This is a genomic window from Micrococcus sp. KRD128, from assembly GCF_017168395.1.
Lineage (GTDB): Bacteria > Actinomycetota > Actinomycetes > Actinomycetales > Micrococcaceae > Micrococcus > Micrococcus luteus.
Map to the genome: position 1 here is coordinate 1 of NZ_JABFAX010000005.1, position 16733 is coordinate 16733.

At 67.6% G+C, this 16733-nt stretch carries 21 protein-coding genes and 1 pseudogene; 13 read left to right on the forward strand and 9 right to left on the reverse strand.

Features of this window, described 5'->3' with window-relative positions; translation table 11 throughout:
• Positions 1 to 76 precede the first annotated feature (76 nt).
• From J1M44_RS02355 to J1M44_RS02370, 4 genes are all read left to right on the forward strand, one after another.
• On the forward strand, positions 77 to 439 hold the full coding sequence (locus J1M44_RS02355) for a hypothetical protein (RefSeq protein ID WP_446724868.1): 363 nt from the start codon (positions 77 to 79) through the stop codon (positions 437 to 439).
• Positions 440 to 561: 122 nt separating this feature from the next.
• Complete coding sequence (locus J1M44_RS02360; RefSeq protein WP_144824935.1) at positions 562 to 999, forward strand: heavy metal-responsive transcriptional regulator; 438 nt, start codon at positions 562 to 564, stop codon at positions 997 to 999.
• 417 nt (positions 1000 to 1416) lie between these two features.
• Positions 1417 to 1590, forward strand: a complete 174-nt coding sequence (locus J1M44_RS02365) for a hypothetical protein (RefSeq protein WP_186309423.1) — start codon at positions 1417 to 1419, stop codon at positions 1588 to 1590.
• 138 nt (positions 1591 to 1728) lie between these two features.
• Positions 1729 to 2319: a hypothetical protein gene (locus J1M44_RS02370; protein WP_144825127.1), complete on the forward strand. Its 591-nt coding sequence runs from the start codon at positions 1729 to 1731 to the stop codon at positions 2317 to 2319.
• A 12-nt stretch (positions 2320 to 2331) separates the two neighbouring features.
• Here the strand turns inward: J1M44_RS02370 and J1M44_RS02375 are convergent.
• The 3 genes from J1M44_RS02375 to J1M44_RS02385 all read right to left on the reverse strand — a co-directional run bounded on the left by J1M44_RS02375 (position 2332) and on the right by J1M44_RS02385 (position 4810).
• Positions 2332 to 3199, reverse strand: a protein-coding gene (locus J1M44_RS02375; protein WP_206480483.1) for an IS5 family transposase whose coding sequence is annotated in 2 segments (ribosomal slippage) — positions 2332 to 2841 and positions 2843 to 3199 — 867 coding nt in all. Because the reading frame shifts where the segments join, the coding sequence is not laid out codon by codon here.
• A gap of 46 nt (positions 3200 to 3245) precedes the next feature.
• Positions 3246 to 3731: a GNAT family N-acetyltransferase gene (locus tag J1M44_RS02380; RefSeq protein ID WP_144825104.1), complete on the reverse strand. Its 486-nt coding sequence runs from the start codon at positions 3729 to 3731 to the stop codon at positions 3246 to 3248.
• 689 nt (positions 3732 to 4420) lie between these two features.
• Positions 4421 to 4810: a heavy metal-responsive transcriptional regulator gene (locus J1M44_RS02385; protein ID WP_036382791.1), complete on the reverse strand. Its 390-nt coding sequence runs from the start codon at positions 4808 to 4810 to the stop codon at positions 4421 to 4423.
• 56 nt (positions 4811 to 4866) lie between these two features.
• Between J1M44_RS02385 and merA the strand changes: the two genes are divergently transcribed.
• The gene (gene merA, locus J1M44_RS02390) at positions 4867 to 6330 is read left to right on the forward strand and encodes a mercury(II) reductase (RefSeq protein ID WP_052520066.1); all 1464 of its coding nucleotides are present in this window, start codon (positions 4867 to 4869) and stop codon (positions 6328 to 6330) included.
• 271 nt (positions 6331 to 6601) lie between these two features.
• Here the strand turns inward: merA and J1M44_RS02395 are convergent, their stop codons facing one another.
• The 3 genes from J1M44_RS02395 to J1M44_RS02405 all read right to left on the reverse strand — a co-directional run bounded on the left by J1M44_RS02395 (position 6602) and on the right by J1M44_RS02405 (position 8092).
• Positions 6602 to 6742, reverse strand: a complete 141-nt coding sequence (locus J1M44_RS02395; RefSeq protein ID WP_165381393.1) for a hypothetical protein — start codon at positions 6740 to 6742, stop codon at positions 6602 to 6604.
• A gap of 64 nt (positions 6743 to 6806) precedes the next feature.
• Positions 6807 to 7718, reverse strand: a complete 912-nt coding sequence (locus tag J1M44_RS02400) for a cation diffusion facilitator family transporter (protein ID WP_095695675.1) — start codon at positions 7716 to 7718, stop codon at positions 6807 to 6809.
• Positions 7718 to 8092 (reverse strand): ArsR/SmtB family transcription factor, encoded by a 375-nt coding sequence (locus tag J1M44_RS02405; protein ID WP_044659923.1) that lies wholly within the window; start codon positions 8090 to 8092, stop codon positions 7718 to 7720. The genes J1M44_RS02400 and J1M44_RS02405 overlap by 1 nt, the downstream gene beginning before the upstream one ends.
• Positions 8093 to 8170: 78 nt before the next feature.
• Between J1M44_RS02405 and J1M44_RS02410 the strand changes: the two are divergent.
• Positions 8171 to 8302, forward strand: a pseudogene (locus J1M44_RS02410) (ArsR family transcriptional regulator); the annotation flags it as partial.
• 188 nt (positions 8303 to 8490) lie between these two features.
• Here J1M44_RS02410 and J1M44_RS02415 read toward each other — a convergent pair.
• Entirely contained in the window at positions 8491 to 9087 is a 597-nt protein-coding gene (locus tag J1M44_RS02415; protein WP_036317467.1) for a hypothetical protein, read from the reverse strand.
• Between the two features lie 190 nt (positions 9088 to 9277).
• Between J1M44_RS02415 and J1M44_RS02420 the strand changes: the two genes are divergently transcribed.
• Positions 9278 to 10552 carry an Nramp family divalent metal transporter gene (locus J1M44_RS02420; RefSeq protein ID WP_144825106.1) on the forward strand — a complete coding sequence of 425 codons (1275 nt, stop codon included), beginning with the start codon at positions 9278 to 9280 and terminating at the stop codon, positions 10550 to 10552.
• Between the two features lie 25 nt (positions 10553 to 10577).
• Entirely contained in the window at positions 10578 to 11249 is a 672-nt protein-coding gene (locus J1M44_RS02425; protein WP_186309420.1) for a metal-dependent transcriptional regulator, read from the forward strand.
• A 206-nt stretch (positions 11250 to 11455) separates the two neighbouring features.
• Here J1M44_RS02425 and J1M44_RS02430 read toward each other — a convergent pair whose 3' ends face one another.
• Together J1M44_RS02430 and J1M44_RS02435 are read right to left on the reverse strand one after the other, a co-directional pair.
• Positions 11456 to 12025, reverse strand: a complete 570-nt coding sequence (locus J1M44_RS02430) for a TetR/AcrR family transcriptional regulator (RefSeq protein ID WP_127435544.1) — start codon at positions 12023 to 12025, stop codon at positions 11456 to 11458.
• Positions 12026 to 12042: 17 nt separating this feature from the next.
• Positions 12043 to 13509, reverse strand: a complete 1467-nt coding sequence (locus tag J1M44_RS02435; RefSeq protein ID WP_036316244.1) for an MFS transporter — start codon at positions 13507 to 13509, stop codon at positions 12043 to 12045.
• 482 nt (positions 13510 to 13991) lie between these two features.
• On the opposite strand from J1M44_RS02435, the gene J1M44_RS02440 reads away from it, so the two are divergent.
• The 5 genes from J1M44_RS02440 to J1M44_RS02460 are packed head-to-tail and all read left to right on the forward strand — an operon-like array spanning position 13992 to position 16642.
• Positions 13992 to 14498, forward strand: coding sequence for a universal stress protein (locus J1M44_RS02440; protein WP_002854163.1), 507 nt, complete (start codon positions 13992 to 13994; stop codon positions 14496 to 14498).
• A 5-nt stretch (positions 14499 to 14503) separates the two neighbouring features.
• Positions 14504 to 15241: a 2,3-bisphosphoglycerate-dependent phosphoglycerate mutase gene (locus J1M44_RS02445; protein ID WP_063718739.1), complete on the forward strand. Its 738-nt coding sequence runs from the start codon at positions 14504 to 14506 to the stop codon at positions 15239 to 15241.
• A 20-nt stretch (positions 15242 to 15261) separates the two neighbouring features.
• A complete protein-coding gene (locus J1M44_RS02450) occupies positions 15262 to 15741 on the forward strand; it encodes a fluoride efflux transporter FluC (RefSeq protein WP_020625841.1) in 480 nt (159 codons plus the stop codon).
• Positions 15738 to 16109, forward strand: a complete 372-nt coding sequence (locus tag J1M44_RS02455; protein ID WP_002854166.1) for a fluoride efflux transporter FluC — start codon at positions 15738 to 15740, stop codon at positions 16107 to 16109. The genes J1M44_RS02450 and J1M44_RS02455 overlap by 4 nt, the downstream gene beginning before the upstream one ends.
• A gap of 47 nt (positions 16110 to 16156) precedes the next feature.
• Positions 16157 to 16642 (forward strand): inorganic diphosphatase, encoded by a 486-nt coding sequence (locus J1M44_RS02460; RefSeq protein WP_002854167.1) that lies wholly within the window; start codon positions 16157 to 16159, stop codon positions 16640 to 16642.
• Positions 16643 to 16733: the final 91 nt, after the last annotated feature.

The following is a 16733-nucleotide window of genomic DNA, read 5'->3' on the forward strand; positions in this document are numbered from 1 at the left end:
GGCGCGGCCGGTCCGGGTCGGGAGCATCGGGGCGATCAACTCCCATTGGGTGTCAGAGAGCATCTGGAACCGGGACATGTCCCCAGGGTCTCAGCTGACTCGTGCATCTATTCTCAGACACGCCCTAACCCAGGAACAGGCAACGAAGCAGGGCATCCGCACCATCGCCACGGAACTGGACCTCGCCGACGCCATCGCCCGACCCTGGACCTACGAGCAGGACCCCCGCGGGCACCTCGGCCTACTCGCCGACGCCGACCGGAAGATCCTCATCGGAGCCTGGGCCGTCGGCCCCATGGCCGGAGAGTGGATCCACCACGCCTCCCTCGCCATCCGCACGCAACTGCCGATCGACACGCTCCTGGACCAGGTCGCCCAATTCCCGACCTACCACGAGGCCTACCAGGTCGCCCTCGAACAACTCGACCTCACCCCCTAACCGGGTCGAGAAACGTACAGGCGGGAGCACGAAGGAATTGGCACACCACAAAGACCCCCATCACCTTCGTGATCTTCCAGCAAAATGGAAGATTACGGAGTCTTTCGAGAACGAGGTGAAGCATGCGTATCGGTGAAGTAGCGGCGGCCTCCGGCGTGACGACCAAGGCCTTGAGGTTTTACGAGGAGCGAGGGCTCCTGCCGCAGGCCGACCGAGCCACCAACGGCTACCGCGACTATCCAGAGGACACGATCGTCAGGCTTGAATTCATCCGGCGCAGCCAAGTTGCCGGCCTCACTCTGGCCGAAATCCTCGACATCCTCCAAATCCGGGATGCTGGCACGGCGCCGTGCGGCCACGTGCGTGATCAGCTTGCCGAGCACCTGACGAACCTGGACAGGCACATCGCCGAACTCACCGCGCTCAGAGAAACCGTTGCCGGCCTTCACGGAACCGCGGCGGCCGGCGACCCCGCTCAGTGCAATGCCGAAGTCATCTGGGCCTTGGCCCTTGATCGTGGACACGGTGTCGGTTCGGTTATGCCGCTTCCGCAAGCGTAGCGGAGCGTGCGGCTTCGTAGGCGTTCGGGCTGATGTTGCCGATCGCGGAGTGGCGCCGGCGAGTGCGGGATTGATCCCGAGCTGTTCTCCCACACGGCGGAACGCTCCGGTCCTCGTGGCGGGGTCTTGACGGGCTTCCAGAGTCATCCGCGTGGCGCGTTCGCGGAGCTCGTCGGGGTACTTCCGTGGTGCTGGCATGCTCTGCATCCTTCCGTTGGATCAGAGCCTCCACCAGACCCGGGGCGATTCAAGGATTGGGCCAGCCACAAACAACCGTGCGCGTGCGGGGTGGCCGATGTCATCGTCCATTCAGGGTGGTTCGGGAACTGACGGGACCGCATGATCTCGCGGCTCAGAGAGCCTGATTGAGCCACGTCCCACCACCAATCCCACCCTCGATCTGGCAGGATCCCACGCATGTCTGACGAGCCGAGCACGCCCAGCCCCGACGAGGTCGCTGCCGCGCGCACGCCGGCCGGCGGATGGACCAAGGCCCAGCTGGCCGCCTGGGGCGTGCCGTGGCCGCCACCGAAGGGCTGGCGCGCCGAGCTCGAGGAGCAGTGGAAGGCCCTGGGGCGATCCTCCGCCTGACTGCCGCACGCTCTCCCCGTGACCCCCGGCCTCCTTAAAGGAACCGGGGCTATCGCGTCGGCCCTTGCCGCTAGCGTGAAGGTTCCAGCGCACAGCACGGCGGGGTAGTGACCCGCCACGACAGAACAGCGAGGCCTTGTGCGACCCACGATCTTCACCCTCCGCGTCCTGAACTACGTCCACACCAACGGCCTCGTCGGTCAGCACGTGAGGGACATCCCCGCTGATGTGTGCCCACCCCACCGTGTCCAAGTCGTCGCCCGGGAGCTCATGAATCTCGAGATGATCCCGAAGAACACCCCGATGGCTGGCGGAATCCCGATCGTCATCCTGGGGAGGTGTGCCTTCGATGCCGAGCGGGTCGCTCGGGCATACCCGCGCGTGGAGGCCCAGTGGTTGCTTCTGGAAGCAGCCGAGGCGCGTCCTGACGACGCCGGCGTCTACGACGACATCCAGGCCCGAGCCGTCAACGGCCAGGCCCTCACCGACCGCCAGATTCAGAAGGCGTCTTCGGACCTCGAGGCTCATGGTTACCTCGAGCCCGGTAGTACCAGCTCGTACCGGCCCGTCCTCACGTCCGCGGGCCTCGATCTCGTGGCCGCCTACCAGACGCCCTTCGTGTGGCCGCCGGCAGAAAGCGGGTTCTCGGTGACCAACCACCACGACAACTCCGTCACTCAGAACGTCCAGACCGGCGACGGGTCGAACGTGGCCCTAGGGCATGTCTGACAATCGTTTTGATCATGCGAGCACAGCGTTCAACACCACGGCGGCCCTGTAGATGATCGCGTACTTGTCATACCGGGTCGCCAGACCCCGCCACTGCTTCAGGTGAGCGTACTGACGCTCGATGACGTTGCGGCCCTTGTAGGCGTCCGCGTCGAGGCTGACGGGGCGCCCGCCGCGGGCACCGCGCCGTCTGCGGTGGCCCTGCTGGTCGGCCGGTTCGGGGATGACCGCTTTGATCCCACGGGCACGTAGGTGGGTGCGGATCGCCCGGGAGGAGTACGCCTTATCGCCCAGCACGGCCTCGGGGCGGGTCCGGGGCCGCCCTACTGGCCGGGTCACGCGCAGCTGCTCCAGAAGAGGAAGCAGCATCGGGGAGTCCCCTGCCTGGCCGGGGGTGATCAGGCTGACCAGCGGCAGCCCGGTCCCATCGACGAGCTGATGGATCTTCGTGCTCAGCCCGCCACGGGAGCGCCCGATGCCGTGATCGGCCGGCTCCTCACGCGGATTCTTGTAGTTCGATCCATCCCCCTGTGTGGCGGGTGATGTTCGTCGCGTGCTGGTGGGCGCGGGCGATCGTGGAGTCCACCGAGACCGACCAATCGATCAGGCCTTCGGCGTCAGCGGCGGCGGTCAGCGTGGCCAGCACCGTGTCCCAGGTGCCTTTTTCGGCCAAGCGCCGATGCCAGGTCCACACGGTCTGCCAGGGCCCGTAGACCTCGGGCAGATCCCTCCAAGCGATTCCGCACCGGTACCGGTAGATGATCGCCTCCACCATGGCGCGGGCGTCGGCGAACGGCCTGCCGGCGCGGCCGGTCCGGGTCGGGAGCATCGGGGCGATCAACTCCCATTGGGCGTCGGAGAGCATCTGGAACCGGGACATGTCCCCAGGGTCTCAGCTGACTCGTGCATCTATTCTCAGACACGCCCTAGGGGACGTAGCGCAGTGCTGTGGAGTGCGGCTCTGTGAACCCCAGCCGACGGTACAGGCCTAGAGCCGACCCGGATGCCAACAGGTCCACGACTTCAGCGCCCTGGCCGGTCAGCCACCGGAGCAGGCTGGAGGTGACGGCAGCCCCGACGCCGTGGCCGCGATGCTCCGAGGCGGTGATGACGCTGCTGATCTGGCCCATGAGGCCGGTGGGGAATCCCGGGCCGGGCAGCTGGTGGATGAGGATCGCGTGTCCCCATCCGAGAACGGCCCCGTCGGGGGTGGTTGCGACGGTGTAGTGGTGGTCGGGGTGAGCCAGCTGCTGCTGGATGATCTCAGCGCAGGTCTGCTGCCAGGTCGTGTCGCGGACGGCTTCTGGGTGGGTGGCGCTTCCCGAGGCAGCGAGGTCGTGGAAGAGGTGGCCGCGGAGGGTGACCATGGTGGGGATGTCTGCTGGGTCTGCGGGCCGGATGACGGATTCCATGTCGTCAGCATGCCGTGAACTGCTTCAGGGATGGACTCCCGGTCCGTCAAGAGATGAAGCGCTCGATCTCGTATGAAACATATTTGCGCGTTTGTGAAATCTTCGCTGCATCTCGACACATTTCGACATCCGACTTGCCTCTCGCTGTCGAGATGCAGCCCAGATTCCACACGACGCGCGGCGAACTCTTCGCATATCGGGCGGGATCCGGTCGGCGTGAAAACTGGGTGTCCAGGTGGGTGCTCCCGCGCGCCCCAGGGCTCGCCAGAAACGTACGGGCGGCTGCGGCTCTGGCGGGTTGGTTGTGGCGAGTCATGTGGCGGGCGGACAGGGCCGGAGATGGCGCGCACGGCGCACGGCGGGACCCCTCGCCACAAACGACCGATAAAGGCAGTGGCCCATCGCCGTCCTTAGCGGGGGCGCGTCTCTCGGTGTGGCTTGCGCCGCTATATGGCGGGGTTCTGTCGGAGCTCAGTGGCGGCCTCCAAGCACGCGGGCAAGAGGGCGCTGCGAGTGAGGCTCACGTTCCGCAAGCCGATCCTTCACCGGGACAGCGGCCGACGGCAGGCCGGAGGAATAGGCGTCGCGATAGGGTGCACCCCGCGCAACAGAACCGTTGCGAAAGGTCTAACACCCCAACGCAACAGAGTGGGCCGCCATGCGCTGCCACGGGCCCGTGAACTTCGGTGTCACAGGTAGCGGCAGACATCCTCGGGGGAGCACGTGGCCGGGTCGCCGGCGGCGGCGTCCTCGCGCAGGTCGGCGATCGTGGTGCGTAGCTGCGCGAGCTCGGCGAGTTGCCGGTCGATCACATCAAGGCGGGTGTCGAGCAGGTCGGTGACGTGCCGGCAGGGGGCCTGCCCCCGGTCGCGGATGTCCAGCACCTGACCGATCTGGGCCAGGGTCAGCCCGGCCGCTTGCCCCCGGCGGATGAAGTCCAGCCGGTCGAGCACCTCGGCGCCGTAGTCCCGGTAGCCCGCCGGGGTGCGGTCCGCGGCGGGTAGCAGCCCGACCTCCTCGTAGTACCGCAGGGTCTTGCTCGTCGTGCCCGACGCCCGAGCCACCTCACCGATCCGCATGCCACTCATTCTCCCCCTTGACCTTCCAGTGCACTGGAAGGTCGATCCTGAGGGCGATGAAGGAGGAGTTCATGACGGCAACGGCTAACAGCAGGTCGTATGACCTGGCAATGATCGGGTCCGGTGGGGCGGCGTTCGCGGCCGCGATCCGCGCCACCAACCTCGGCAGACGGGTGGTGATGATCGAGCGTGGCACCGTCGGCGGTACCTGCGTGAACACCGGGTGCGTGCCCTCCAAGGCCTTGCTCGCGACCGCCGAGGCCCGCCACGTCACACTCGACGCCTCCCGGTTCCCCGGCCTGCCGCTCCCCGAAGTCCGGCCGGTCGACATGCCCGCCTTGATCGCCGGCAAGGATCGGCTCGTCGGGTCACTGCGTGGCGAGAAGTACCTGGACCTGGCCACCGAGTACGGATGGGATCTCCACCCCGGGGACGCCACGTTCGTCGGCACACCCAGCGAGCCGGCACTGCGCGTCACCGGCCCTGACGGCACGGTGGAGACGGTCCGGGCCGCGCACTACCTCATCGCCACCGGCTCCAGGCCCTGGGCGCCGCCGGTCCCCGGCCTGCAGGAGGCCGGTTACCTGACCTCGACCACCGCGATGGAACTGGACCACGTCCCGGAGTCGCTGCTGGTCATCGGCGGCGGCTACGTCGCGATGGAGCAGGCCCAGCTCTTCGCTCGGCTCGGCGTCCGGGTCACCATGCTGGTCCGCTCACGGCTGGCGTCCCAGGAAGAACCTGAGGCGTCCACCGCCCTGGATGAGATCTTCACGGACGAAGGCATCCAGATCATCCGCGGCGCGGTGCCCAGCGCGGTCCGCCGCGACCCGGCCACCGGCGAGGTCACGGTCACTGCCACCACCACTGACGGCTCACAGGAACTCCGGGCGGCCGAGGTACTCGTCGCCACCGGGCGCCGCCCGGTCACCGCCACGCTCGGTCTCGACACCGTCGACGTGCGCACCGGCGACCACGGCGAGGTGGTCGTCGACAGCCATCTGCGCAGCACCAACCCGCGCGTCTGGGCTGCCGGTGACGTCACCGCCCACCGTCAGTTCGTGTACGTCGCCGCGGCCCACGGCGCCCTCGTCGCCGACAACGCCCTCACCGGCGCCGGCCTCGAGGTCGACTACCGCCACCTGCCCCGGGTCGTGTTCACCAGTCCCGCCCTGGCCGCCGTCGGGATGACCGAACGGCAGGCCTCCGCTGCCGGGATCCGCTACGACAGCCGTGTCCTGTCACTCGCGCACGTCCCACGCGCGATCGTCAACCGCGACACCCGCGGGTTCATCAAGATGGTCACCGACGCCGACACCGGCCGCATCATCGGCATTACCGCCCTGGCCCAGGACGCCGGCGACCTCGCCGCCGCCGGGGTCTACATGCTCGAGGCCGGCATGACCACCAGCCAGGTCGCCAACCTCTGGAGCCCGTACCTGACCATGGCCGAAGGCCTCAAGCTCACCGCGCAGGCCTTCACCACCGACATCGCCAAGCTCTCCTGCTGCGCGGCGTGAACCTGCCCCGCACACAGGGACACCGATAGGGGACCGCCTCGCCCCGGGGCGCGAGACAAGAAAATGGGCGCCGATCAGCCCTACTTACTGGCACCCCTGCGTATCGGACCTGCAACCACCGGGGAGTTCAGTCGATGCAAGAACTCCCGTCCCAGGCCTATATCTGGACGTCTTCACGACCTCTACGTGCTCGACCCGACGAGGACAGCACTGGACGACGCGATGACCGCCTTGCGGCGCCGCCATGAGGCCGCGGTCCGTTTGGGCCGCGTCACCGCACCACCATGACCACGATCGTCACCACGTAAGCCGCGGCGACCAGACCGATCCCCAGCAGGGTGAGCACCACCCCGCGCCGGGCCGGCCGCTGGCCCTCGTCCGGCCCGGGGCCCTTGCCGTGCTTCGCGGCCATCGCGCGCTCCTAAGACGTTGCTCAAGCATGTGCGGCTCTCGCGAGCGGGCTTCCGTGCCGAGTGCTACCAGCTCAGGTCGTGACAGCCGTCGCTGCCGGCGCCCTCCACCTGCAAGGTGGCATGGGCGATACCGTAACGGTCGCGCAGCACCCGGCGCGCGCCGGCAAGCACGGCGCCGTGGTCCGCGCCCTGGTCAGCGACCAGGTGGGCCGTGGCCACGTTCATCCCCGACGTCAGGGTCCACAGGTGCAGGTCGTGGACCTCCTCCACCCCCTCGACCGCGTCCAGGTCACCGGCGACGTCCTCCGGGTCCACCCCTTCCGGGGCGTGCTGGCCCAGCACCGCGATCACCTGCCTGCCCAGAACCACCGCCCGGATGATGACGAAGACCGCGATGAGCGCCGCGACCACGACGTCCCAGATCGGCTGGCCGGTGAGGATGATCAGCACGCCGGCGACCATGACACCCACCGACCCGGCGGCGTCGGCGATCACCTCGTAGTAGGCGCCCTTGACGTTCAGGCTGTCCTTGGTCCCGCTGCGCAGCAGCAGCATGGAGATGATGTTGATCACCAGGCCGGCGAAGCCGACCGCGAGCATGGCGCCGGAGGCCACCTCCGGCGCGTCGCCCAGCCGGCTGATGGCCTCGACCACCACGTACACCCCGACCGCGAGCATCGCCAGCACCGCCAACGCCGAGGCGAACACCTCGGCCCGGTAGGAGCCATAGGTGCGTCGCCCTGTGGAGTCCGGCCGGCTCGCGATGCGCGTCGCCAGCAGCGCCGCACCCAGCACCACCACATCGGCAGCCATGTGCCCGGCATCCGACAGCAGCGCCAACGACCCCGACACCAGCCCCGCGACCAGCTCGATCAGGAAGAAGCCCGCCGTCAGGGCGAACGCCCCCGCCAGCCGCCGACGGTAGCGGCCACCGGCATGCCCGGTCGCCGGGGCATGGCTGTGTCCCGCCCCCATCAGCCCTGCCCCTCGTGGCGGGCGTGCTCACGGGAGACGTCCAGCAGCATCCGCACATGCCCGTCAGCGAGGCGGTAGTACACCATCCGCCCCTCCCGGCGGTTCTCGACCACCCCAGCGGTACGCAGCACCCGCAGCACCTGGGACACCGACGCCTCCGCGACATCGACCGACGCCGCCAGGTCACACACGCACAGCTCGCCGGCCTCCAGCAACGCATACAGCGCCCGGGCACGGCGCGGGTCCCCCAGGAGCTTGAACAGCCCGGCCAACCTGCCGGCCTCGCGCTCGTCGGGGATCCTCTCCCGGGTCAGCGCCACCTTCTCCGGATGGACGGCGGTGACCTGACACGAATCCAACGGCGTCACACTCATGCCACGACCATACACCTATGCAGATATCAGCAGCGGGAGCCACACACGAGAGGTCAGCAGGTTCTGTATGGTCAGCGCATGCTGACTATTGCTTCGCGGCTGGACGTGATGAACCGGCTGGGCCGGGCGATGGCCGACCCGACCCGCCCCCGCATCCTCATGACACTCCTCGAGGGCCCGAGCTACCCGGCGGTACTCGCCCGCGACCTAGGGCGTGTCTGAGAATGGATCCAGGGCCTTAGCCAAACCCTCGAAGCATTATCAGACACGCCCTAGGCGTCCAGCCGGGTATGCCAGAAGCGACCCCCTGTCCCTCAGGGGATGGTGGGGGCGTTGTCCTGGTGTGAGGGCGAGGTCCTGATCCTTCAGAGGCGGCATGGCGGTCCGTCGTGCGGGGGTCAGATCAGCGGTGCGGCGCTCACGGACAGGTTGGTGCCCACACCCGTGGCGTTGAGGTAGACGACGGTGGTGCCGTAGCCGGAGACCGTGATGGACCGGTAGAGGGAGATGGCCGTGACGGCGGTCGAGCTGGCGCCCGTGGACCCGGCGACGCTGTAGGGGGACTGCCCCGTGGTGCCGCAGGCCTCAGTGCGGTCCAGGCCGAGCCGGCAGGTACCGTCGGTGCGTCCTACGGATCCGTTGGCCGGGACGGCGAGGCCGTTGGTCGCGTTGTAGGTCTTCCCGTTGTTCAAGGCGATCCGGGAGGTGCCGCCGTTGCTGGTGGAGGAGACGGATCCGGTGCGCACCCCGCAGGCCGCGGCCTCGTCGCTGAGGCGGAAGTCGAAATCGAGGGCCACCTGCTTGTTGGACAGCCTGCCGAGCGTCTCGTTGGTGATGCGCAGGTAGGTCAGGGTGAACGCCGAGGCTGGGAGGGGCTTGCCTGCGGTGTACCCCGCGCAGGAGGAGGCGGCCATGGCGGGCGCGGCCGTCGATGCGGCCACGGCCGGCACGGCCCAGGCGAGGCCGGTGGCTACTGAACGGCGGGAGATTTCCATGAGGGGTACTCCAGTTAGGGCACACAAAAGAATTCAGGTGCACACGATTAGGTTCGTGAAAGCAGGAGTGTTCGGCTACGGCCGTCGGTGCATCTGAGACTGCCGGGGTGCCGGGGTGTGGTCAGACCACCTGTCTCCTCAGAGTTCAGGTATGTTAAATCTCATGCATGCATCGCCATTGGAGCCTCGGATGACCGCCGGTGTGGATCGGCCGGCGGATGGCAAGGTCGCAGTGGAGAGGGTGGATCGCCCCGGTCGTCGGGGAATGCGGCTGCTGGGGCCGGCCTTCGTGGCGGCGGTGGCCTATGTGGACCCCGGCAATGTGGCTGCGAACCTGACGGCCGGGGCCCAGTACGGGTACCTGCTGGTCTGGGTGCTGGTCGCAGCGAACCTGATGGCCATGCTCGTGCAGTACCTCTCAGCGAAGCTCGGGCTCGTCACCGGCCGCTCGCTGCCCGAGCTGCTGGGACACCGGATGCCGCGCGGGCGGCGTCTGGCGTACTGGGTGCAGGCGGAGATCGTGGCCGCCGCCACGGATCTGGCCGAGGTGATCGGAGGGGCCATTGCCCTGCACATCCTCTTCGGTATCCCCCTGCTGGCCGGCGGGGTGATCGTCGGGGTGGTCTCGATGATCCTGTTGGGTGTGCAGTCCCGGCGCGGGCAGCAGCCCTTCGAGTTCGTCGTCGTGGGCCTGCTGGCCGTGATCACCCTCGGGTTCGTCTCGGGACTGTTCTACGGGCCCATCTCCTGGGGTGAGGCCGTGGCGGGCATGGTCCCCCGGTTCGAGGGAACCCAGACGGTGCTCCTGGCGGCCGGCATGTTGGGGGCCACAGTGATGCCCCACGCGATCTATGTGCACTCAGCTCTGGCGCGTGACCGCCACCAGGGAGCCCACACCAATCCGGCCACGCTTGGCGGGCTGCTGCGGGCCACCCGGTGGGATGTGGGACTGTCCCTTCTGGTGGCAGGGTCGGTGAACATCGCGATGCTGCTGCTGGCGGCGGCCAATCTCTCCGGGGTCTCCGGGACGGACAGCATCGAAGGTGCCCATGCGGCGATCACGGCCGCGCTGGGCCCCACGGTGGGTGTCCTTTTCGGCGTCGGCCTGCTGGCCTCCGGGCTGGCCTCCACCGCGGTGGGCTCCTATGCGGGGTCGGAGATCATGGGCGGGCTGCTGCACTGGCGCATCCCTCAGATGGTGCGACGGGTGCTCACGCTGATCCCCGCGCTGTTGGTCATCGCCTCCGGGGTGGATCCCACCTGGGCGCTCGTCCTCTCCCAGGTGCTGCTCAGTGTCGGCATCCCCTTCGCCATGATCCCCCTAGTCCGCCTGACCGGCGCCCGGGCCGTGATGGGCCGACACGTGAACTCCGCGCCCCTGCAGACGGCGGCATGGGTGGTCGTGGCTCTGATCGTGGCCCTGAACGCCGTGCTGCTGTGGCTGACGTTGACCGGGCAGGAGTGAAGGAGGCCCCGCTATCGTGCAGGCCATGAGCCTTGACGAGATCACTCCGGTGGCCCAGGACTACCTCAAGGCAATCTGGTCTGCCACGGAGTGGGGAGACGCGCCGCTGAGCACGAATAGCCTGGCCGCACGAATGGGCACCACCGCGCCCAACGTCACCGAGACGGTCAAGCGCCTGGCAGCTCAGGGCCTGGTCGAGTACCAGCCCTACAAGCCCGTGACCCTCACCGGGAAGGGACGCGAGCACGCGATCGCGATGGTGCGCCGACACCGGCTGCTGGAAAGCTTCCTCGCCGCGACCCTGGGCTACTCCTGGGACGAAGTCCACGCGGAAGCCGAACGACTCGAGCACGCCGCCTCCGACGAGCTGATCGAGCGGATCGACCAGATGCTGGGCCGCCCCACGCGCGATCCCCACGGCGACCCCATTCCCACTCCCGAAGGGCAGCGGGCACAGCCAGCCCACGCGGTCCGCCTGGACGTGGCCGAGCCGGGGTTCTACCGGGTCCTACGCATCTCCGACGCCGACCCGCAGCGTCTGGTCCGCTTCCAGCAGGCCAGACTCGTTCCCGGCACTGTCGTCGAGGTGACCGAGGCGGGCCACTCCCGACTGCGCGTGGTCGCAGTCGGGCCCGTGGAACTCATCGAGACGGATGCGGCTGCCATCTGGCTGGTGCCGAGCTCGACTCGAGGATGAATCGTCCTCACCTTCATTGCGCATCGGTGCCGCCCCCGTCGAGAAGCAGGCTGTCCAAGGGGGTATACCCACTAGGCGCATGTGTCAGAGCCAGTTGGGTGCTGCTGGACAGAGGTGCCAGGGTGCGATCTTGCTTGACAGGGTTGCCCATCATCGCGCTCGACGGATTCGTCGATCCGGCCTTCTCCAACCGCGCGCTGGCTCGCTTACCCGTTGGGCTTGGCCTCGGATTCATGGACGTCATTCTGGAGTAGCGCGATGATCTGCTTTGCGGTTTCACTCCGGTGGTCCTGTGAGATGGGCCTGCTTCCGATCAGGTCGTTGACCCAGAGCCCGTCAGCAGCGAGCAGGGCGAGCGAGGTCATCTGGTCGCGCTCAGCTTCGTCTCGTTCGCTACGTCCGGTCCATCGGGCGATGAGGTCTTCCCAGATCGCCTTGTGCTGGGTGTGCTGGCTGTCGAGAATCATCTGGAACTCGGCGCGGGAGGCGGCTGTCGAACAAGTGAGTATGTAGGCGGTCAGGCGCTCCATCGGCGTTGCCTCAGCGGTCGGCTTTCCACAGGCGATCTCTAACTGCCGCTCCCAGCGATCAGCGAGTCTCTGGTGGATCGCAGCGATCAAGTCGTCTCGTGACGGGAAGTGGTAGATGATCCCGGCCCTGGTGATCCCTGCAGCGGCCGCGACAGAGTCAAACGTGACTGCTGTGATCCCGTCTTCCTCGATCACTTGGATCGCGGCGTCGAGGATCATGGTCTTCTTGCTCTCACGCACCATCATGCGCCCCTCCGATTGGTTCAGTGGTTTTCGGCGTACTCCATTGCCTCGCTGCCGCGCCCGTAAGCGCGGAGCAGCCGATTGGTCAGAGCGGCTCCACTAGCCAGCATGACAGCGAGGACGATCATCGTGACCAAATAGGCCGTGTCGTAGGCGGAGGTGGCGGCTGCGATCACGTCGAGATCTCCGTCGGCGATCCCGAGGGCATCGGCAATGCTCTCCCCCGCTGCGGCGGGAGTGCCATCCGGGAGTCGGACGACTGTGGCGTAGACGAAGGTCAGGAGGCTCCCGAGGAGTGCTACAGCCGAGAGGGAGCCCATCTCATAGGAGACTTCTTCGATCGAGGCCGCCATGCCGGCCTTTCGCGGAGGCGCGTTGCCCATAATGGCGGCGGAAGCGACGGCGAAGGTGCCGCCCAGGCCGAAGCCGGTCACGATGAAGCTGACGACCAGCAGGGGTAGTGATCCGTTCGCAGAGGCCAGCACGGCGAGAGCTAGTCCTAGGGCGGCGATGGCGAGGCTGCCGGAGATAATGATCCGCAGGCCCACGATGTGCAGGATCGCGGCCCCTAGGACACCTGAGGGCAGGGCGCCAAGCGCGATGGCTGCGACTAGCAGGCCTGCTTGCAGGGGGGTGAAGCCCTCGACGAGCTGGAAGCGCTGTGTGGTCGCGAGCTGGGCGCCAGCGATGGTGAACATCGCGAAGAAGGCTGCCAGAGAGCCGCCAGCGAAGGCGCGGTTGCGGAAGATGGAGAACTCGATGAGTGGTTCTTCCAATCGGCCCTGGCGTCGCACGAAGAGGACGAACCCGATGACTGCTGACGCCAGCGCCCCTGCGATCAGAACCCAGTTCTGTGGAATATGGGCCAGTTCCTTGATGACGAGCACGGTGCCCACCAGCCCGACCATCGCATAGAGGGATGAGACGAGATCCCACTTCTTCGACGGATCGGGATGGTTGTGCGGCGCGATGATTGCGGTCGCCACAAGTGCGATGGCAACAACGGGGACATTGATGAGGAAAACAGATCCCCACCAGAACCGTTCGAGAAGGGCGCCGCCGAGAATGGGTCCGAGCGCTGCCCCCGCGATCGACAGGCTCCCCCAGATGGCGATGGCGATGTTGCGCTCACGAGGATCGTCGAACGCGAGGCGGATCAGAGCAAGCGTGGCGGGCATCATCGCTGCGGCCCCCACAGCGAGGAGTGCCCTGGCGCCGATCAGGAAGGCAGGGTTGGGCGAGAATGCCGCTGCCAGTGATGCGGCACCGAAGATCCACAGGCCGACGACGAACATTCGGCGGTGGCCGATGCGATCGCCCAGTGTGCCTGCTCCCAAGAGGAGGCCAGCCATGACCAGGGGGTAGGCGTTGATGATCCACAGTGTCGAGGATCCGGACGCGCCGAGGTCTGCGGTCAACGTAGGCAAGGCGGTGTAGAGGATCGAATTGTCGAGGGTGATGAGTAGCAGGCCGGCCCCCACGGTCATGAGCAGCCACCACCGCCGCGGCGATGATCCAACGTCGTTCACTGTTGTACCCCTGTCCTCTGCCTGTAGTCGCATCAACGAAACTATACTAACAGGTTAGTAAAGTAAACGTCAACGCTCCGACAGAGGGATGCCTCACAATCCAGCTGGGTGTTCATTGCCCCATCCCGGCGTCAAGCCGGGTATACCCCTTTACACATCCTGCTCAGTCACGAGACCATCACGTCAGAGACGGTCCCAATCGTGTGAACAGCTTCGCTCTGTGTCGTCCTTCAAGCTTCTCTCCCTGTCGTCCCGCGTCACGAAGCGGACCGGTTCTCGAGGTGCGGAAGATCGTCGGTGCGGGCATGGGGTGGTGGGTGCATACTGGTGGTGTCTTCGGACCCGGCAGTGGGGCTTGCCGGACCCAACCTCGACACTCGTCGACAACAGTCCCTATCTCAGCTGGTTGCGCTTCTGTGCGCCTGAGGTAGGGAGATGTCATGGTCGAGTCGAACACTGCCGGTGTTGTCGTGGTCGGTGTGCAGTCCGGGCAGGGGCACGACGTCGTCGGTGTCGCGGCTGCCGTCGCTGAACGCTTCAGCGCCCGCCTGGTGTGTGTGGTCGTCGATCCGGCGCTGCTGTCAGCGGGGGTGCGTGCGGACGGGTCGGAGATCATCGAACCGATCGACCCGGACACGGCGGACAGCGACCCGCAGCAGCTCCCCGACGAAGACATGCGGGTCATCAGAGATCTTGCTGCGGCGCGATCGGTCGACGTGGACTTCGTCTCCCGCGTCGGGGACCCGAGTCACGCACTCGCTGCGGTGGCTGAGGAACGTGACGCGGTGATGATCGTCGTCGGATCCCAGGCTGGCCGACGCCGGATAGCGGAACTGCTCACCGGGTCCGTCGCCGCGCACCTGACGCATCAGCAGCACCGGCCGATACTGGTCGTCCCGCACGACCCGGTCGGCGCCACCGTCCTCCTCCCGTCGGAAGCCCCGTGACGGGCATGCTGACGCTCCTGCGGCATGGGGAGAGCACCGCGAACGAAGCCGGCACCTTCACCGGGCTCCTCGACGTCCCGCTCACGCACCGCGGCGAACGGCAAGCATCCGCAGCCGGACAGCTCCTCCGGTCGAACCACATCACGCCGGACGTCGTGGTCACCTCCACATTGCGCCGTGCCGTCCGCACCGCCGAACTGGTCTGCGACGCCCTCGGGACACAGCTGCCCACGGAAGCGGTGTGGCAGCTCAACGAACGCAACTACGGTGCCCTGACCGGGATGACGAAGACCGACGCCCGTCGGATGCTCGGTGACGACGAGTACGTGCGGCTCCGCAGGTCCCGTACCGGCACACCGCCACCGATGTCGCTGCACCTGTGGGAGGAACTGCGGTCGAGCTCCGCGCTGCGCGGCCTGCCCGACGGCGCCCTCCGACGCACCGAGGCACTCTCGGACGTCATCAAGCGGGTCCGCCCCGTCTTGCACGACCGGCTCCTGCCGATGGTGCGGTCAGGGCGGAGCGTCCTCGTCGTCGCGCACGGGAACTCGCTCCGCGCACTCTGCGCATGCATCGACGACCTCACCGACCCGGAGCTCGAGCAGCTCAACCTGCCGACCGGGCAACCCGTGCAGTACCACCTCGCCCCGACGGGTGCTCTCGTCCCGCGGGGTGGGGCGTTCCTGGATCCGGTAGCAGCACAGCACGCCGCGGCGCTGGTCGCGGCAGAAGGCGGAACATGACCACCCGAACGGACACCCCGATGCCCGACGACCAGCTCCCTCCCGACCCGGACGTCGACGTCTCCGACCCGGCAACGACCATGCGGCCGGTGCATCTGCGGTGGCGGTACGTCGGCCTCGTCGCCGTCGGTGGGGCCGGCGGTACTGCCCTCCGCGACGTCATCAGTAGCGTGCTCCCTGCCGATGGCGGGGTGAGTTGGTCGATCTTCTGGATCAACATCACCGGGGCGCTGGCCCTCGGTGTGCTGTTGGAAGCGCTCGCGCACCGTGGGCCCGATGCCGGTCGCCGGAGGGTGCTGCGGCTGCTCCTCGGGACAGGGGTCCTCGGCGGGTTCACCACCTACAGCACCCTCGCCGAGTCCACCGCCGCCCTGTTCCTCGACGGCCACGGCCTCGCTGGCACCGGCTACGCGCTCCTCACTGTCCTATCCGGCGCGATCGCGACCGCCTGCGGTCTCGTCGTCGCCGGCTGGTTCCGTCCCCGAACGGAGGAAGCATGAACGCCGCCCTCATCGTCGTCGTCGCCCTCGGTGGCGGTGCCGGCGCTGCCGGTCGGTTCCTCCTCGACGGGCTGATCAACACCGGCCGGGAGTTCCGGCTCCCCGTCGGCACGCTGACGATCAACATCACCGGGTCGCTGCTGCTGGGGATCATCGTCGGCGCCGCCACGCACCTCGGCGCGGTGCCGGTCGCGGTCCTCGGCACCGGGGTGATGGGCGGCTACACCACGTTCAGCACCGCCAGCTTCGAAACCGTCCGCCTCGCCCGCAGCGGACGGATCACCGCCGCCGCGATCAACGGTCTCGGAATGCTCGTCGTCTCCGTCGCCGCCGCGACCGCCGGCATCCTCCTCGGCGGCACCCTGTGACCACCCCACTCACTGACCACCCACCCGCTCCAGCACCGGAGGTACCCATGCTGTTCGACGTCACGATCGAGATTCCCCGCGGCAGCGGCAACAAGTACGAGGTCGACCACACCACCGGCCGGATCCGGCTCGACCGGGCGGTGTTCACCAGCATGGTGTTCCCCCAGGACTACGGCTCCATCGACAACACCCTCGGCGATGACGGCGACCCCCTCGACGCCCTGGTGCTCCTGCCCCGTCCCACGTTCCCCGGCGTCGTCATCACGGTCCGGCCGGTCGGGATGCTGCGCATGGTCGACGAGAACGGCGGCGACGACAAGATCCTCACCGTTCCCGCTGGCGACGACCGCTTCGCGCAGCTGCGGGACATCACCGATGTGCCGGAACACACGCTGGCGGAGATCGAGCACTTCTTCGCCCACTACAAGGAGATCGAGCACGGCAAGCACGTCACCACCAACGGGTGGGCCGACCGTGCTGCTGCCGAAGCCGTCATCCGCACCGCACAGAACGCCCACACCCGACACCCGTGACCCACGGGTCCACAGACTGCCGCGGGGAGGCACTGGCGCTGAGTGATCGCCAGCAGGTCGTCCCTCCGCCTCCCCGCGGCTTCCCCTTCCA

Excerpts from the sequence above, each read along its gene's own strand:
- J1M44_RS02355 (WP_446724868.1), top strand. The coding sequence starts at position 77 with ATGTCCCCAGGGTCTCAGCTGACTCGTGCATCTATTCTCAGACACGCC.
- J1M44_RS02360 (WP_144824935.1), top strand. The coding sequence starts at position 562 with ATGCGTATCGGTGAAGTAGCGGCGGCCTCCGGCGTGACGACCAAGGCC.
- J1M44_RS02365 (WP_186309423.1), top strand. The coding sequence starts at position 1,417 with ATGTCTGACGAGCCGAGCACGCCCAGCCCCGACGAGGTCGCTGCCGCG.
- J1M44_RS02380 (WP_144825104.1), bottom strand. The coding sequence starts at position 3,731 with ATGGAATCCGTCATCCGGCCCGCAGACCCAGCAGACATCCCCACCATG.
- J1M44_RS02385 (WP_036382791.1), bottom strand. The coding sequence starts at position 4,810 with ATGCGGATCGGTGAGGTGGCTCGGGCGTCGGGCACGACGAGCAAGACC.
- merA (WP_052520066.1), top strand. The coding sequence starts at position 4,867 with ATGAAGGAGGAGTTCATGACGGCAACGGCTAACAGCAGGTCGTATGAC.
- J1M44_RS02395 (WP_165381393.1), bottom strand. The coding sequence starts at position 6,742 with ATGGCCGCGAAGCACGGCAAGGGCCCCGGGCCGGACGAGGGCCAGCGG.
- J1M44_RS02400 (WP_095695675.1), bottom strand. The coding sequence starts at position 7,718 with ATGGGGGCGGGACACAGCCATGCCCCGGCGACCGGGCATGCCGGTGGC.
- J1M44_RS02405 (WP_044659923.1), bottom strand. The coding sequence starts at position 8,092 with ATGAGTGTGACGCCGTTGGATTCGTGTCAGGTCACCGCCGTCCATCCG.
- J1M44_RS02415 (WP_036317467.1), bottom strand. The coding sequence starts at position 9,087 with ATGGAAATCTCCCGCCGTTCAGTAGCCACCGGCCTCGCCTGGGCCGTG.
- J1M44_RS02420 (WP_144825106.1), top strand. The coding sequence starts at position 9,278 with ATGACCGCCGGTGTGGATCGGCCGGCGGATGGCAAGGTCGCAGTGGAG.
- J1M44_RS02425 (WP_186309420.1), top strand. The coding sequence starts at position 10,578 with ATGAGCCTTGACGAGATCACTCCGGTGGCCCAGGACTACCTCAAGGCA.
- J1M44_RS02430 (WP_127435544.1), bottom strand. The coding sequence starts at position 12,025 with ATGATGGTGCGTGAGAGCAAGAAGACCATGATCCTCGACGCCGCGATC.
- J1M44_RS02435 (WP_036316244.1), bottom strand. The coding sequence starts at position 13,509 with ATGACCGTGGGGGCCGGCCTGCTACTCATCACCCTCGACAATTCGATC.
- J1M44_RS02440 (WP_002854163.1), top strand. The coding sequence starts at position 13,992 with ATGGTCGAGTCGAACACTGCCGGTGTTGTCGTGGTCGGTGTGCAGTCC.
- J1M44_RS02445 (WP_063718739.1), top strand. The coding sequence starts at position 14,504 with ATGCTGACGCTCCTGCGGCATGGGGAGAGCACCGCGAACGAAGCCGGC.
- J1M44_RS02450 (WP_020625841.1), top strand. The coding sequence starts at position 15,262 with ATGCCCGACGACCAGCTCCCTCCCGACCCGGACGTCGACGTCTCCGAC.
- J1M44_RS02455 (WP_002854166.1), top strand. The coding sequence starts at position 15,738 with ATGAACGCCGCCCTCATCGTCGTCGTCGCCCTCGGTGGCGGTGCCGGC.
- J1M44_RS02460 (WP_002854167.1), top strand. The coding sequence starts at position 16,157 with ATGCTGTTCGACGTCACGATCGAGATTCCCCGCGGCAGCGGCAACAAG.